The following is a 15746-nucleotide window of genomic DNA, read 5'->3' as shown; positions in this document are numbered from 1 at the left end:
GCCGCCCCGCAGTGAAGCGTTCCTCGTTCCCGGGGGTGTCACACCCCGGACGACACCTCGGTCTTGTCCGAGGAGTCAGCTTTTCCCTCGGCCGCCGCGATGGCCCTGTTGCGCCGGACGGAGGACCAGAAGGACCAGGCGATGAGGGCGACACCGATGAGGCCGGTGACGACCTCGGGGATCTCGTACCGGATGCTGATCATGAGGATCACGGCGAGCGCGCCGATGGCGTAGTGGGCGCCGTGCTCCAGGTAGACGTAGTCGTCGAGGGTGCCCTGGCGGACCAGGTAGACCGTCAGCGAACGGACGTACATCGCGCCGACGCCGAGGCCGAGCGCCATCAGGACGATGTCGTTGGTGATGGCGAAGGCGCCGATGACACCGTCGAAGGAGAACGACGCGTCGAGGACTTCGAGGTAGAGGAACATGAAGAAGGCGGCCTTGCCGGCCAGCTGCACGACGGAAACCTTCTTTCCGCTGCGCTTGGCCTCCTCCTCGGCCTCGTACTCGCGCTCCTCTTCCTCCTCCAGCTTGTTCTCGAAGTAGCCCGAGAGACCGCCGACGACGAGGTACGTGATGAGGCCGAAGACGCCCGAGAGCAGGACGGTCGACGCCTTGTCGACGTGCGTACCGCCGTGCTGGTGGGCCTGGGTCGCGAAGGTCATGGCGCTGATCGCCAGGACGATCAGGGCGATGCAGACCGACAGCATGTCGATCTTGCCGAGCTTGGCCAGCGGGCGCTCCAGCCAGCCGAGCCACTTGATGTCACGGTCCTCGAAGATGAAGTCGAGGAAGATCATCAGCAGGAACATACCGCCGAAGGCCGCGATCGACGGGTGTGCGTCGGTCACGAGCTGTTCGTAGCGCTCGGCGTCGTTGAGCGCGAGATCGACGGCCTCGATCGGGCCGATCTTGGCGCTGATGGCGACGATCACGACGGGGAAGACCAGCCGCATGCCGAAGACGGCGATGAGCACACCGATGGTGAGGAAGATCTTCTGCCAGAAGGCATTCATCTTCTTCAGGATTCCGGCGTTGACCACCGCATTGTCGAAGGACAGCGAGATCTCGAGGATGCACAGGATCGCGACGATCCCGAACGCTTCCCACCCCCCGTAGAGCACCGCTGCGACCAGACCGAGCGCCGTGATGGCGAACGACCAGCCGAAGGTTTTCAGTACCACTGTCTACCCCATCGTGTAATTACGCGGCTTTACGAAACGTTGACCCCGAAGTCTAGAGCGATGCCCCGGAGGCCGGACGCGTACCCCTGCCCCACGGCCCGGAACTTCCATTCGCCGCCGTACCGGTACAGCTCGCCGAAGATCATCGCGGTCTCGGTGGAGGCGTCCTCGGAGAGGTCGTAGCGGGCCAGCTCCTGGCCGTCGGCCTGGTTCACCACGCGGATGAAGGCGTTGCTGACCTGGCCGAAGGTCTGGCCCCGGTTGTCGGCCTCGTGGATAGAGACCGGGAAGATGATCTTGTCGCAGAGGGCCGGGACCTTGGTCAGGTCCACGATGAGCGACTCGTCGTCGCCGTCACCCTCGCCGGTGAGGTTGTCTCCGGTGTGTTCGACGGAGCCCTCGGGGCTCTTCAGGTTGTTGTAGAAGACGAAGTACTCGTCGCCGAGCACCCGTCCCGACTGGCACAGCAGGGCGCTGGCGTCGAGGTCGAAGGGCGCTCCGGTGGTGGAGCGCGCGTCCCAGCCGAGGCCGACCAGCACCTGGGTGAGGTTGGGTGCGGCCTTGGAGAGGGAGACGTTGCCTCCCTTGGCGAGCGTGACGCCCATGTGTGGTTCCTCCCCGGTGAGAACTGCTTCTGTACCGCTGTGTGCTGCCGTGTACTGCGCCGTGCGGCTCTCTGTACCGCTGTGCTGCTCTGCAGCGCTGTGCTGCTCCGAACCGCTGTGCTGCCGTGTACCGCCGTACTGCTCCGTACGGCTGATGAGGCACGTCCGGCGCCGCACGGAGCGTGCGACGCCGGACGGATCAGATGTGCGTGACTCAGACGTTGACGCCGAAGTCCGCCGCGATACCCCGCAGGCCGGAGGCGTACCCCTGGCCCACGGCGCGGAACTTCCACTCCGCGCCGTTGCGGTACAGCTCGCCGAAGACCATGGCGGTCTCGGTCGAGGCGTCCTCGGAGAGGTCGTATCGGGCGATCTCGGCGCCGCCGGCCTGGTTCACCACGCGGATGAACGCGTTGCGGACCTGGCCGAAGGACTGCTGGCGGTTCTCGGCGTCGTAGATCGACACCGGGAAGACGATCTTGGCGACATCGGCGGGCACCGTGGCCAGGCTGACCTTGACCTGCTCGTCGTCACCCTCGCCCTCGCCGGTGAGGTTGTCACCGGTGTGCTCGACCGAGCCGTCGGCGCTCTTCAGGTTGTTGAAGAACACGAAGTCCTGGTCGTTGCGGACCTTGCCCTCCGCGCTGACCAGGATGGCGCTGGCGTCGAGGTCGAAGTCCGTCCCGGTGGTGGTGCGGACGTCCCAGCCCAGACCGACGGTGACGGCGGTCAGGCCAGGGGCCTCCTTGGTCAGCGAGACGTTGCCGCCCTTGCTGAGGCTGACTCCCACGAGTCCCTCCATGTGGTTTCCAGGGGCAGCGCCCCCGTCGTGCGTTGGCATCGGATCAACGAGTGGATCCTAGTGACGGGTTCCCGGCCTGGACAGGCGATTCGCCCCGATGGTCAGAGAGTGTCGAGGGCCTTGACGTACTCGCCGAGGTCGCGGGCGTCCGGAAGGGCGTTCACGACGGTCCAGCGGACGACGCCCTCCTTGTCGATGATGAAGGTGCCGCGCACGGCGCAGCCCTTCTCCTCGTCGAAGACGCCGTAGGCGCGCGAGGCCTCGCCGTGCTTCCAGAAGTCGGAGAGCAGCGGGTACTCCAGGCCCTCCTGCTCGGCGAAGATGCGCAGGGTGTGGATGGAGTCGTTGGAGACCGCGAGGAGCTGGGTGTCGTCGTTGACGAACTTCGGCAGGTTGTCGCGCAGCTCGCACAGTTCGCCGGTGCAGACGCCGGTGAAGGCGAAGGGGTAGAAGAGCAGCACCACGTTCTTCTCCCCGTGGAAGTCGGAGAGCTTCACGGTGCGGCCGTGGTTGTCCTTGAGCTCGAACTCCGGGGCCTTGGTGCCGACCTCGATCGCCATGGCGTGCGCATCCCTTCACTGGACAGAGTCACTGGACCGAACAGGTGAAGGCCAAGCCTACGCACAGAGCCCCCACCGGCTGCGCCGGCGGGGGCTCCTGCTGCTTGGGGATCAGCGCTTGGGGGCGACCAGTCGGCTGCCCGACCAGTCCTTGGCCACGCTGATGCTCTTGGTCTGGGAGAAGCCGGCGGTCTGCGCGGCGTCACTGATGTCGCTCGGCTCGACGTAGCCGTCCCGGCCCGTCTTGGGCGTCAGCAGCCATACGACCCCGCCGTCCTCCAGCAGGCCAATGGCATCGACCAGGGAGTCCGTCAGATCTCCGTCCTCGTCGCGGAACCAGAGCACGACGGCGTCGGCGACGTCGTCGTAGTCCTCGTCAGCGAGGTCCGACCCGATGATGGACTCGATGCCTTCGCGGAGATCGAAATCGACGTCGTCGTCGTAACCGATCTCCTGGACCACCTGTCCGGGCTCGAACCCCAGCCTCGCTGCCGGGTTGGTCCGCTCCTCCGCGTGGTCCGCGGTCGCGCTCACGGCTTGCCTCCTGATCATGTATCGGAAAATGCTTGGGCCACGCGCGTACGCGCAGCGCTGGCCGTAGTCCACACGGGCTGGGCGGATCGCGCAAGTACCCGGCCGCCGAGACCGCCGAAACGGTGACGTTTGGGGCCGTCTCGACGCATCTTCCGGGCCGGTTCCACTTCGCTCGGTGACATAAGGCACACGCTTCGTCCCGCTTTGCGGTCTTCCGCGGCTTCAGTCTGCCGAACGTGCTGACGAAACGCATGCGCGGGTTGGGCGTAAGGTTGCGATTTGACCCCACCAGGAGCCCCGAGGGGGTTACCCCTCGGTAGAGATGACGTTTGACACCGACGGGGTACACGATGGACATCCCGGCCTCCCGTGGGCTCCACCGAACAGCGAAGGAACAGCGTGGCTTCCGGATCCGATCGCAACCCGATCATCATTGGCGGCCTTCCCAGCCAGGTCCCGGACTTTGATCCCGAAGAGACCCAGGAATGGCTCGACTCGCTCGACGCCGCCGTCGACGAGCGCGGCCGTGAGCGGGCCCGCTACCTGATGCTCCGCCTGATCGAGCGCGCCCGCGAGAAGCGCGTGGCCGTGCCCGAGATGCGCAGCACGGACTACGTCAACACGATCGCGACCAAGGACGAGCCGTTCTTCCCCGGCAACGAGGAGATCGAGCGCAAGGTCCTCAACGCGACCCGCTGGAACGCGGCCGTGATGGTCTCGCGCGCGCAGCGCCCGGGCATCGGGGTCGGCGGCCACATCGCCACGTTCGCCTCCTCCGCCTCGCTGTACGACGTCGGCTTCAACCACTTCTTCCGCGGCAAGGACGAGGGCGACGGCGGCGACCAGATCTTCTTCCAGGGCCACGCCTCCCCCGGCATCTACGCCCGCGCCTACCTCCTCGACCGGCTGAACGAGACCCAGCTCGACGCCTTCCGCCAGGAGAAGTCGAAGTTCCCGAACGGGCTCTCCTCGTACCCGCACCCGCGGCTGATGCCGGACTTCTGGGAGTTCCCGACCGTCTCGATGGGTCTCGGCCCGCTCGGCGCGATCTACCAGGCCCGGATGAACCGGTACATGGAGGCGCGCGGCATCGCCGACACCTCCAAGTCGCACGTCTGGGCGTTCCTCGGCGACGGCGAGATGGACGAGCCGGAGTCGCTCGGCCAGCTGTCCATCGCCGCCCGCGAGGGCCTGGACAACCTGACCTTCGTCGTCAACTGCAACCTGCAGCGCCTCGACGGCCCGGTGCGCGGCAACGGCAAGATCATCCAGGAGCTGGAGTCGCAGTTCCGCGGCGCCGGCTGGAACGTCATCAAGCTGGTCTGGGACCGCTCCTGGGACCCGCTGCTCGCGCAGGACCGCGACGGCATCCTGGTCAACAAGCTGAACTCGACGCCGGACGGCCAGTTCCAGACGTACGCGACGGAGACCGGCGCGTACATCCGTGACCACTTCTTCGGCGACGACCAGCGGCTCCGCTCGATGGTCGAGAACATGACCGACCAGCAGATCCTGCACCTGGGCCGTGGCGGTCACGACCACAAGAAGATCTTCGCGGCGTTCGCGGCGGCCAAGGCCCACAAGGGCCAGCCGACCGTGGTGCTCGCGCAGACTGTCAAGGGCTGGACGCTGGGTCCGAACTTCGAGGGCCGCAACGCGACCCACCAGATGAAGAAGCTGACGGTCGACGACCTCAAGCGCTTCCGCGACCGGCTGCACATCCCGGTCACGGACAAGCAGCTGGAGGAGGGCCTGCCGCCGTACTACCACCCGGGACGGAACTCCGAGGAGATCCAGTACATGCACGACCGCCGCAAGGCGCTCGGCGGGTACGTCCCGACGCGTGTCGTGCGGTCGAAGCCGCTGGTCCTGCCCGAGGAGAAGACCTACGCCCCGGTGAAGAAGGGCTCCGGGCAGCAGTCGATCGCCACCACGATGGCGTTCGTCCGGCTGCTCAAGGACCTGATGCGGGACAAGGAGATCGGCAAGCGGTTCGTGCTGATCGCGCCGGACGAGTACCGCACGTTCGGCATGGACTCGTTCTTCCCGAGCGCCAAGATCTACAACCCGCTGGGGCAGCAGTACGAGGCCGTGGACCGCGAGCTGCTGCTCGCGTACAAGGAGTCCCCGACCGGCCAGATGCTGCACGACGGCATCTCCGAGGCCGGCTGCACGGCCTCGCTGATCGCGGCCGGTTCGGCGTACGCCACGCACGGCGAGCCGCTGATCCCGGTCTACGTCTTCTACTCGATGTTCGGCTTCCAGCGGACCGGCGACCAGTTCTGGCAGATGGCGGACCAGCTCGCGCGCGGCTTCGTGCTCGGTGCCACCGCCGGCCGTACGACGCTGACCGGTGAGGGCCTCCAGCACGCGGACGGCCACTCGCACCTGCTCGCCTCGACGAACCCGGGCTGTGTCTCCTACGACCCGGCCTTCGGCTTCGAGATCGCGCACATCGTCCAGGACGGCCTGAAGCGGATGTACGGCCCGGACGCCGAGGACATCTTCTACTACCTGACCGTCTACAACGAGCCGATCCAGCACCCGGCCGAGCCCGAGAACGTGGACGCCGAGGGCATCCTCAAGGGCATCTACCGCTACCGGACGGGCGAGGCCGGCGCGATCCCCGCGCAGATCATGGCCTCCGGTGTCGCCGTGCCGTGGGCGGTCGAGGCGCAGCGGATCCTCGCCGAGGAGTGGAACGTGCGCGCCGACGTCTGGTCGGCGACGTCCTGGAACGAGCTGCGCCGCGAGGCCGTCGAGGTCGACCAGCACAACCTGCTCCACCCGGACGAGGAGCAGCGCGTCCCGTACGTGACGCGGAAGCTGTCCTCGGCGCAGGGCCCGTTCGTGGCCGTCTCCGACTGGATGCGCTCGGTCCCGGACCAGATCTCCCGCTGGGTGCCGGGCTCCTACACCTCGCTGGGCGCGGACGGCTTCGGCTTCGCGGACACGCGCGGTGCGGCCCGTCGCTTCTTCCACATCGACGCCCAGTCGATCGTCCTCGCCGTGCTCACCGAGCTGGCCCGCGAGGGCAAGGTCGACCGGTCGGTCCTGAAGCAGGCCGTGGACCGCTACCAGCTGCTCGACGTGGCGGCCGCGGACCCGGGTGCCGCGGGCGGCGACGCGTAGCACGTATCGCCTGGTGAGGGGCGGTGGGACCAGTGGTCCCGCCGCCCTTCGGCGTTGCCTACGATGCCTGCCATGAAGGAACGCACCGCGCAGCTGCGCTGGGAGACGCGCACCCAGACTCCGCTGCTGGGGCTCGCCGTCCTGTTCGGCGTCGCCTACGCCGTGCCGATCGTGGCGCCCGACGCGGACGCCTGGGTGCACCGGCTGTGCACACACGTCGAGTGGGTGGTGTGGGCCGCGTTCGCCTTCGACTACGCCGTACGGCTCGTGCTGGCCCCGGCCAAGTGGCTCTTCGTCCGCCGCCATCCGCTGGACCTCCTCGCGGTCCTGCTGCCGCTCGTGCAGCCGCTGCGGCTGATGCGTCTGGTCTCCACACTCCTCCTGGTGGGTCGGCGGGCCCGGATGGCCCCGCAGATAACGCTCACCACCTATGTGGCGGGCGCGGTGGTCGGGCTGCTGATGTTCGGCTCGCTGGCCGTGCTCCACGTGGAGCGCACGGCGCCGAACGGCAACATCAAGACGCTCGGCGACGCGGTGTGGTGGTCCTTCACCACGATGACGACCGTGGGTTACGGCGACCACGCCCCGACCACGGGTCTCGGCCGCGTCCTCGCCGTCGGCCTGATGCTCTCGGGGATCGCCCTGCTCGGTGTGGTGACCGCCAACATCGCGGCCTGGTTCATCTCCCGCTTCGAGCGGGACGACGCCCAGGAGCGCCGGCAGACGGAGCTCCTGGAGGCCCTCACCCGGGAGGTCCGCGAACTGCGCGCCGAGGTGGCACGGCTCTCCTCGCCGGCCCCCGTGCCGCCGCAGGGCGAGGTCCCAGACGAGATCCCCACCGAGGCCCCCGGCAAGGCCTCTGCCGAGATCCGCTCCGAGGCCCCCGGCAAGGCCTCTGCCGAGATCCGCACCGAGGCCCCCGGCACGGCCCCTGCCGAGGTCCCTACCTCTCCCAGATCTTGAAGGCTCTGACCTTGTATTGACTCTGGGGCACCCAGGTCCCGCCCCCGCGCCCGGGATAGGTCTCGAACTCACCCGTCTCGGCGCACTCCGCGGACTGGTAGGTGGTGACCGGCCGCCCGGTGCGGTTGGCCAGCGACTCGGCGCTCGTCCCGGGCGGAAGCGCGACACAGCTCTCGATGTCGGTGTCGGCCAGTTCGTGTGTCCACGCCGGACCCCGGAACTCCGCCTTGGGCCACAGACACAGCTGGCCGGGCCCGCAGGCCCCGAGCTTCGCTGCCGGTGCGGCCACGGCCGGGACTGCCGTGAGCAGGGTGGTCGCCACCGCGGCCAGCAGGACGTGCTGGAGTACGGCCAGGCGATGACGTACGCGCTTTGTACACATGTCGGTGAACCCCCCGTTTTCGTCACTCTGTGTAATCAGAACTCTGACGGAGGTCACTGCCTGTTGGGAAGGGGCCACGGGTCGGTTCACCCGAACAGGTGACAGCCCCGCCGGACGGGGTCCGGCGGGGCTGTTCATTCACGAGGTCGACGTCGGTGGTCGACGTCGGTGGTCGACGTCGGCGGTCGACGTCGGCGGTCGACGTCGGCGGTCGACGCCCCAGGTCGACGTCAGATGTGGGCGCCGCCCGCACCCGCCTCGGCGTTCTCGCCGCGCTTGGTGAGCGTGGCGACCAGGGCCGCGACGACGGCGACGACACCGGCGACGGTGAAGGCCAGGCCCATGCCGTCCATGAAGGTGTCGTGGATGACGCCGCCGATCCGGTCGAGCATGTCCGGGGTCATGCCGGGCGCCTTGGCCAGCTCCTGCGGGACCATGCCGAACTCGGCGGCCTGCTCCAGACCGGGCGCGGGCTCGCCCGGGATTCCGGCGGCCGTCCAGTTGCCGGCGAAGTCGCCGGAGACCTTGGAGGACATGACCGCACCGAGCACGGCCGTACCCAGCGCGCCGCCGACCTGCATCGCGGCCTGCTGCAGACCGCCCGCGACGCCGGAGAGCTCCAGCGGAGCGTTGCCGACGATGACCTCGGTGGCGCCGACCATGACCGGGGCGAGACCCAGGCCGAGGAGGGCGAACCAGAGGGACATCACGAGCGTCCCGGTGCCATCGGTGAGAGTGATCATGCCGAACATGGCGGCCGCGGTGCACACCATGCCGCCGACCAGCGGGATACGCGGGCCGAACTTGGTGATGAGCGCACCGGCCAGCGGCGAGGAGACGATCATCATCGCGGTCAGCGGCAGCAGGTGCAGTCCGGCGTCGATCGGGCCGAGCCCCTTCACACCCTGGAGGTAGAAGGTCACGAAGAACAGGCCGCCCATGAACGCGAAGGCCATCAGGACCATCAGCACCACACCGGCCGAGAGCGGCACCGAGCGGAACATCCCCAGCGGGATGAGCGGCTCCTTGACCTTGGTCTCCCACAGGGCGAAGAGCGCGAACAGCAGGAACGCGCCGGCGATGCAGCCCCAGGTGTTGCCGCTCGCCCAGCCCCAGTCGGCGCCGGCCTGGATGATCCCCCAGATGAGCGCGCCCATCGCGCCGGAGAGCAGCAGGATGCCGAGGATGTCGAAGGAGCGCGGGGCGTTCTCGGCGCGGTGGTCGTTGAGGATCACCAGACCGAAGACGAGCGCGATCACACCGACCGGCACGTTGATGAAGAAGACGGACTGCCAGCTGACGTGCTCGACGAGGAAGCCGCCGAGGATCGGGCCGCCCGCCGTGGAGGCTCCGATGACCATGCCCCAGATACCGATGGCCATGTTGAGCTTCTCGGCGGGGAACGTGGCCCGCAGCAGGCCGAGCGCCGCCGGCATCAGCAGGGCACCGAAGAGGCCCTGGAGCACGCGGAAGGCGATCACGAGCCCGATCGAGTCGGACAGGCCGATCGCGCCGGAGGCGGCGGCGAAGCCGGCGATGCCTATCAGGAAGGTCTGACGGTGGCCGAAGCGGTCACCGAGCTTGCCGGCCGTGATCAAGGCGACGGCGAGCGCCAGGAGATAACCGTTGGTGATCCACTGGAGCTGATCGAGAGAGGCGCCGAGGTCGGCCTGGATGGCGGGGTTGGCGATGGCGACGATCGTGCCGTCGAGCGCGACCATCATCACGCCGACCGCCACAGCGAACAGCGTCAGCCAGGGGTGGCCTCGCAGGCCTTTCGCCGGAGCCGGGGCGGGGCTCCGGTCACCCCCCTGACCCTGCGGGGCCTTTTCCACGGTGGTCTGACTAGTCATGGGCATGAGGCTAGTGACAGTCACTGACAATTGACAAAGCAATTCACGCGACGGTAACTGTCACGTAGCTCACAGGTACCCTGAGCTGCACCAAGCCTTGGAAAGTGGCGGAAAGAGGGCCATACGGTGACGGTTTCCGGTCTGCGCCCCGGCCTGCGGGAACGAAAGAAGCAGCGCACACGGGACACGCTGCTGCGTGTCGCCCTCGAACTGTTCACGACCCAGGGGTACGAACAGACCACCGTCGACGAGATCGTCGACGCGGTCGAGGTCTCCCAGCGCACCTTCTTCCGCTACTTCTCCTCCAAGGAGGAGGTCGCCTTCGCCGTCCAGCACATGGTGGAGGACCGCTTCGTCCAGGCACTGGCGGAACGGCCACCCGAGGAAGGACCGCTCGACGCGTTGCGAAACGCCGTGCTGTCCGCCTGGGACACCATCGGCGAGGCGATCATGGAGGTCGTCCCCGTGGAGCTGTACCTGCGGACGTTCCAGATGATCGAGTCCACCCCCGCGCTGCTCGCCGCCCACCTGCGCCGCTCCAGCGAGACGGAGGAGGCCGTCGCCCGCCTCATCGCGGAACGCGAGGGCCTGGACGTGGACGAGGACCCGCGCCCACGGATCGTGGTGGCGGCGTTCGGCGGCGTCATGCGGGTGACCGGGCAGCTCTGGGGCCGGGGCACGGACCCGACACTCCAGGCCATCCGCGAGCTGACCGAGCACTACCTGGACCACGTCGGCCCCGCACTCGAACCGGAGTGGCGAAGCCGATAGCCCGGAGCCGATGGCGCGAAGACGACGGCGCGGAGCCTATGGCGCGAAGCCGATGACGCGAAGCCGATAGCCCGGAGCCGTGCCCCGAAACCGACAGCCCGGAGCCGATGGCGCGGAGTCGGTGACTCCGTACGTGCGAGGCGTACGCCCCCGCGTACGGAACGTCACCACGCCCCACCCCACGCGGTGATCCACGTCACTCGCCCGCCCGGTGCCCCGCACCCGTCTCCTAGGGTGTGGCGCAGTGACTTCCTTCGACTCCTCCCCCACCCTCACCGCCTGGCGCATGATGCTCGCGCTGGCCGTGGTGTTCGTGCTCCTGGCGACCACCGGCTGGACGACCATCCGCCATCAGCGCGGGCCAGGAGAGTCCCGGGAGGCCGCACTCGCCTCCTGGGCGCACGGCAGGATCGGCCACCGGGCCCTGCCCGACCCGGCCGCCCCCGCCCGTACGATCGCCTCGTTCTTCGCCTCGATAGGCCCGGCGCAGGGCGCCTTCCTCGCCGACGCGCACCCGGCCGTCGTCGGCAATCTCAACGGGGCCCCGGTCACCCTCCGCTACCGCGCCAACCGGCTCTCCCTCGCCCGCGCCCTCGAAGCCGAGCGGGACAGGGTCGAGGACCCCAGACTCACCGCGGACGGCCGGCACGAGGCCCTGCGCCGCGCGCACCGCTTCACCTCGCTGATGCATCCGGACCGGCAGATCCTCGCCTTCGACCCGACCGGCGGCGGCCGGACGGCCGAGGTCCTCGGTGATCTGGAGCGGGCGCAGCGGGTCTCGGTGATCGTGCCCGGCGTCGACACCAATCTGCTGACCTTCCAGAAGACCAGCCGCAAGTACTCGGCCCCGGCCGGAATGGCGCAGTCGCTGTACGCCGCCGAACGCCGGGCCGCCCCCAAGGGCCGTACGGCCGTCATCGCCTGGGCGGACTACACGGCCCCCGTCGGGGTCGGCATCGACGCCGCGATGGGCCGCCTCGCCTCGGTGGGCGCGGTACGGCTCGTCGACATGGCCACCGCCCTGCCCGGCACCTCCCGCGTCAGCCTGTTCTGCCACAGCTACGGCTCCGTGCTCTGCGGGGTCGCCGCAGCCCGGCTGCCCTCCCGCGTGACGGACGTGGCCGTGGCCGGCAGCCCCGGGATGCGGGTGAGGAGCGCGGCGGAGCTGTCCACGCGGGCCCGGGTGTGGGCGATGCGGGACGCGGACGACTGGATCCAGGACGTACCGCACCTCGCGGTCGGCGGGGTCGGGCACGGGGCGGACCCGGTGGCGCCGGAGTTCGGCGCGCGGCTGCTCTCGGCGTCCGGCGCGAGCGGCCATGCCGGCTATTTCGAGCCGGGCACCGACAGCCTCCGCAACTTCGCCGCGATAGGCGTTGGTTCGTACCAGAGCCTGACCTGCGCGAGCGTCGACAGCGCCTGTCGCAGGGGAATCTCCGGCGCGGAAGAGGTCTGACGCGCGTAGAGCGTCGGATTTCGGTCCCCGGCGCAGGGGCGACGCGCGGGCGCACGCCGCATACGATGAGGCACATGGGTGATGTGCTGGCCGGAATTCATGCCACCTGGGAGTTCGAGAGCGACGCCGTCGTCATCCGCTTCGAACGGGGGATCCGCACACCGAAACTGTTCCAGGCGCTACGCGAACGACGTATCCCGCACGAGGCGTTGGCGTCGGTGACACTCGCCCCGGGCAAGCGGGGCACGGTGGTGTTGCACGCGGTGCCGAGACCGGGCGCCGATCCGCTGATGGAGGCGGCCGCGGGGCAGCTGAAGGAGGGGTGCGACCCGTACCGGCTGGTGCTGCCGGCCGAACGGGAGACGCTGGCCGAGTACTACCGGGACGAGCTGCGGGCCATGCTCACGCCGGAGGACGGGCCGTCGGACGGCTTCCTGGTGACGGCGCCGGAAGGGCCGCAGTCCTTCAAGGCGTACGACGGGAAGGCGAGCTTCGACGGCAGTTCGGAGGTGTCGTTCCGCTGGTCCTGGTCGGGCGCGTCCTCGGAGAAGTGGAAGGCGGGCGACCAGACCTTTCCGGTACGGGAGCTCAGCGGGGTCGAGTGGCGCTCACCGGACGTCTTCGACGGGTACCTGCGCCTGCTGCCCCGGTCCGGGGAGCCGCGGCCGGCCCAGGCGGACAACGACCCGGCGGCCGTCGTCTTCGGCCTCGGCTACGGCCCGGTCCACCAGTCCCTGCCCTTCGCCGCCGCGGTCCTGGCGGCGGTCCGCGGCGCGGGCCGGGCGGCGGCGCTCCCGGAGGCCGAACTCCGCGACTCGGCCGCGGTCGCCGAGCGGATCCGGCACCTGGGGGAGCTGCACCGGGCGGGTCTGGTGACGGACCAGGAGTTCTCGGCGAAGAAGGCGGAGCTGCTGGCGGAGCTCTGACGGCTCCGCCGGCCGGCGCCGGCGCGGCGGAGACGGTGACGACGCGGGCGGAGCCGCCGGCGCGGGCGGAGGCCGGCGCCGACGCGGACGCCGAGGCCGCCGCTTCGCGTTGACGCCGCTTGGCGCTGCCGCCGCTTCGCCCTGCCGCCGGGCCCCGGGGCCGTCCCCGGGCTCGGCGGCGCCGTCGTACCCGGGTATCGGTCATACCTCGGTATCACCGGTCGACCGGGTCCTCGGTATGACGCCCGGCGGCCGTCCGGCTGCCTAACCTGGGCGGGCCATGAAGAAGACACGCTCCCTCAAAGCCGACCGCCCTGTCGCCCGGATGCTCGCGCCCGTCCGAGGGGTGATGCAGTCCTTCGGCACCGCCCTCGCGACCCCGGCGGAACCGGGCGCCCCCCTGCTCGCCGAGGCGCGCACACGCTGGCTGAGGCTGCTCCCCTACGGCGTCGCGTTCGCCTTCGTCGCCTCGCTGCTGCCCTCCACCATCACGGTCCTCATGAACGACTACCAGGTCAACGGCGCCCTCGCCGGTGCCCTGGCCACCGCGCAGACCGCCCCGCTGCTGCTCGCCGTGACCCGCCCCCTCCAGGCGTGGTGGATCATCGGCATCGCCGATGTGGCCGGGGCGCTGGTCATGCTCGGCGCGGACGGTCTCGACGGACGCACATGGCCGTGGACGCCGCCGGTGGTGGTCGGCTATCTCGCCCTGATGCTCGCCCTCGGGCTGCGCGAGTCGCGCCGGGCGCTGCTCGGGGTGTGGCTGGTGACGGGGGCCGCGGGCTTCGTCCTCACGGCGGTCCGGCCGAAGAACACCGACGGCGTCCACATCCTGCTCTTCGTCCTGAGCGGGGTCGTCCTGCTCGTCATGGCGACGATCCGCGAGCGCGGGGACGCCGTGCGCCGCAGCGCGGCCGAGCGGGCCCGCAGCACGCTCCTGGAGGAGCGGGCGCGGATCGCGCGCGAGCTGCACGACGTCGTCGCCCACCACATGTCCGTGATCACGGTGCAGGCGGACTCGGCGCCGTACCGTATCCCGGACCTTCCCGAGGCGGCCCGCGAGGAGTTCACCTCGATCGCCGCGAGCGCGCGGGAGTCGCTCGCCGAGATGCGCCGGCTGCTCGTGGTGCTGCGCAGCGACGGCACGGAGGGCGAACGGGCCCCGCAGCCCGGCCTCGACCGGGTGCAGCAGCTGATCGAGGCGACGGTACGGGCAGGCGTACCGGCCGAGTTGTCGATCGCGGCGGACCTCGCGGACGGGCGCGGCGACGTACCGCAGGCGGTGGACCTCTCGGCGTACCGGATCGTGCAGGAGGCCCTGGCGAACGTGGTCCGGCACGCGCCGGGCGCCGAGACCCGGGTGTCGGTCCGTGCGGACGACGACTGGCTGACGGTCCTGGTCGTCAACGCCCCGGTCGCCGGGCGCACTTCGCCGCTGGAGGGCGGTGCCGGGACGGGGCACGGGCTGGTCGGGATGCGGGAGCGCGTACGGTTGACCGGCGGCACGCTCGACACCGGGCCGCTGCCGGACGGCGGCTTCCGGGTCGCGGCCCGGCTTCCGCTGACCTCGAAGGACGCGTTGTGACCATCCGCGTGATCATCGTCGACGACCAGGCCATGGTGCGGGCCGGCTTCGCCGCACTGCTCTCGGCGCAGGCGGACATCGACGTGGTGGGTGAGGCGCCGGACGGGCGGCAGGGCGTGGACGTGGCCCGCTCGACGCACCCGGACGTGGTGCTGATGGACGTACGGATGCCGGAGATGGACGGTCTCGCGGCGGCGCGGGAGATCCTGAACCCGCCCACGGGGGTCACGCACCGTCCGAAGGTGCTGATGCTCACGACGTTCGACGTGGACGACTACGTGTACGAGGCGCTTCGCGCGGGCGCCTCCGGCTTCCTGCTGAAGGACGCGCCGCCGGCCGATCTGATCGCGGCGGTACGGGTGGTGGCGGCGGGTGAGGCGCTGCTCGCCCCGTCGGTGACGCGGCGGCTGATCGCCGACTTCGCCGCGTCGAAGCCGGCCCCGCGCGCGGACCGGGCCGCGCTGCGTCTCAACGGTCTGACGCCGCGCGAGACGGAGGTTCTGGAGCTGATCGCGCGCGGTCTGTCGAACCAGGAGATCGCGGACCGGCTGGTCCTCGCGGAGCAGACGGTGAAGACCCATATCGGCCGGGTGCTCGCCAAGCTGGACCTGCGCGACCGCGCGCAGGCGGTGATCTTCGCGTACGAGTCGGGCCTGGTGACCCCGGGCGACGCGGGGCGCTGACGCCGGTCGCCGGCCCGGGGCGGCCCGGTGCGCCGCGGTGCGCCCAAGGTGACACAGGGCCCTGACCCACGGCGGCACTGGGCGGGGCCCCGGGCGGCACAGGCCCCCGACTCACGGCGGCACAGAGCGCCGACCCAAGGCGGCACAGGGCCCCGACTCACGGCGGCACTGACCGGTGACCGGGGGAAAACCCCACCCCCGCGCGGGGGTTCGCCCCTCGTCCACCCCCTACCCCGGTAGCACCGCCGAGTTGGCCCCCCGGTGTGACGTGCCGTCACCCGCCCTCTTCCTACCTTCCTCTCGCCACGGA

The 15746-nt window shown here is 69.9% G+C and carries 14 protein-coding genes; 7 read left to right on the top strand and 7 right to left on the bottom strand.

Annotation, left to right across the window (positions count from 1 at the left end; all coding sequences use genetic code 11):
- Positions 1–38: 38 nt before the first annotated feature.
- From ABZ939_RS03640 to ABZ939_RS03620, 5 genes are all read right to left on the bottom strand, one after another.
- Complete coding sequence (locus ABZ939_RS03640; protein ID WP_361848676.1) at positions 39–1184, bottom strand: DUF475 domain-containing protein; 1146 nt, start codon at positions 1182–1184, stop codon at positions 39–41.
- Between the two features lie 29 nt (positions 1185–1213).
- Positions 1214–1789, bottom strand: a complete 576-nt coding sequence (locus ABZ939_RS03635; protein WP_361848673.1) for a TerD family protein — start codon at positions 1787–1789, stop codon at positions 1214–1216.
- A 214-nt stretch (positions 1790–2003) separates the two neighbouring features.
- Positions 2004–2579, bottom strand: a complete 576-nt coding sequence (locus tag ABZ939_RS03630) for a TerD family protein (protein WP_361848670.1) — start codon at positions 2577–2579, stop codon at positions 2004–2006.
- Between the two features lie 113 nt (positions 2580–2692).
- Positions 2693–3151: a peroxiredoxin gene (locus tag ABZ939_RS03625; RefSeq protein WP_361848667.1), complete on the bottom strand. Its 459-nt coding sequence runs from the start codon at positions 3149–3151 to the stop codon at positions 2693–2695.
- Positions 3152–3262: 111 nt separating this feature from the next.
- On the bottom strand, positions 3263–3685 hold the full coding sequence (locus ABZ939_RS03620) for a DUF3052 domain-containing protein (protein ID WP_137989507.1): 423 nt from the start codon (positions 3683–3685) through the stop codon (positions 3263–3265).
- 399 nt (positions 3686–4084) lie between these two features.
- Here ABZ939_RS03620 and aceE point away from each other — a divergent pair, with 399 nt between their 5' ends.
- Together aceE and ABZ939_RS03610 are read left to right on the top strand one after the other, a co-directional pair.
- Positions 4085–6817, top strand: coding sequence for a pyruvate dehydrogenase (acetyl-transferring), homodimeric type (gene aceE, locus ABZ939_RS03615; protein WP_361848663.1), 2733 nt, complete (start codon positions 4085–4087; stop codon positions 6815–6817).
- Positions 6818–6889: 72 nt separating this feature from the next.
- A complete protein-coding gene (locus ABZ939_RS03610) occupies positions 6890–7780 on the top strand; it encodes an ion channel (RefSeq protein ID WP_361848660.1) in 891 nt (296 codons plus the stop codon).
- Here the strand turns inward: ABZ939_RS03610 and ABZ939_RS03605 are convergent.
- Complete coding sequence (locus tag ABZ939_RS03605) at positions 7761–8162, bottom strand: peptidase inhibitor family I36 protein (protein WP_361848657.1); 402 nt, start codon at positions 8160–8162, stop codon at positions 7761–7763. The genes ABZ939_RS03610 and ABZ939_RS03605 overlap by 20 nt on opposite strands.
- A 230-nt stretch (positions 8163–8392) precedes the next feature.
- Positions 8393–10015: an MFS transporter gene (locus ABZ939_RS03600; protein ID WP_361848654.1), complete on the bottom strand. Its 1623-nt coding sequence runs from the start codon at positions 10013–10015 to the stop codon at positions 8393–8395.
- Between the two features lie 126 nt (positions 10016–10141).
- On the opposite strand from ABZ939_RS03600, the gene ABZ939_RS03595 reads away from it, so the two are divergent.
- From ABZ939_RS03595 to ABZ939_RS03575, 5 genes are all read left to right on the top strand, one after another.
- Positions 10142–10786 (top strand): TetR family transcriptional regulator, encoded by a 645-nt coding sequence (locus tag ABZ939_RS03595; RefSeq protein WP_361848651.1) that lies wholly within the window; start codon positions 10142–10144, stop codon positions 10784–10786.
- A gap of 244 nt (positions 10787–11030) precedes the next feature.
- Positions 11031–12242, top strand: coding sequence for an alpha/beta hydrolase (locus ABZ939_RS03590; RefSeq protein ID WP_361848648.1), 1212 nt, complete (start codon positions 11031–11033; stop codon positions 12240–12242).
- A 65-nt stretch (positions 12243–12307) separates the two neighbouring features.
- On the top strand, positions 12308–13168 hold the full coding sequence (locus tag ABZ939_RS03585; protein ID WP_361848645.1) for a DUF4429 domain-containing protein: 861 nt from the start codon (positions 12308–12310) through the stop codon (positions 13166–13168).
- A 349-nt stretch (positions 13169–13517) separates the two neighbouring features.
- Complete coding sequence (locus ABZ939_RS03580; protein ID WP_361849119.1) at positions 13518–14753, top strand: sensor histidine kinase; 1236 nt, start codon at positions 13518–13520, stop codon at positions 14751–14753.
- Positions 14750–15436 carry a response regulator transcription factor gene (locus ABZ939_RS03575; RefSeq protein ID WP_361848642.1) on the top strand — a complete coding sequence of 229 codons (687 nt, stop codon included), beginning with the start codon at positions 14750–14752 and terminating at the stop codon, positions 15434–15436. Before ABZ939_RS03580 ends, ABZ939_RS03575 begins: the two co-directional genes overlap by 4 nt.
- Positions 15437–15746: the final 310 nt, after the last annotated feature.

Origin of the sequence: Streptomyces sp. NPDC046712 (assembly GCF_040645695.1) — a bacterium.
In the GTDB taxonomy this organism is placed as follows: domain Bacteria; phylum Actinomycetota; class Actinomycetes; order Streptomycetales; family Streptomycetaceae; genus Streptomyces.
Note: the sequence above shows the minus strand (reverse complement) of the source record. Positions and strands in the feature narration are given on the sequence as shown.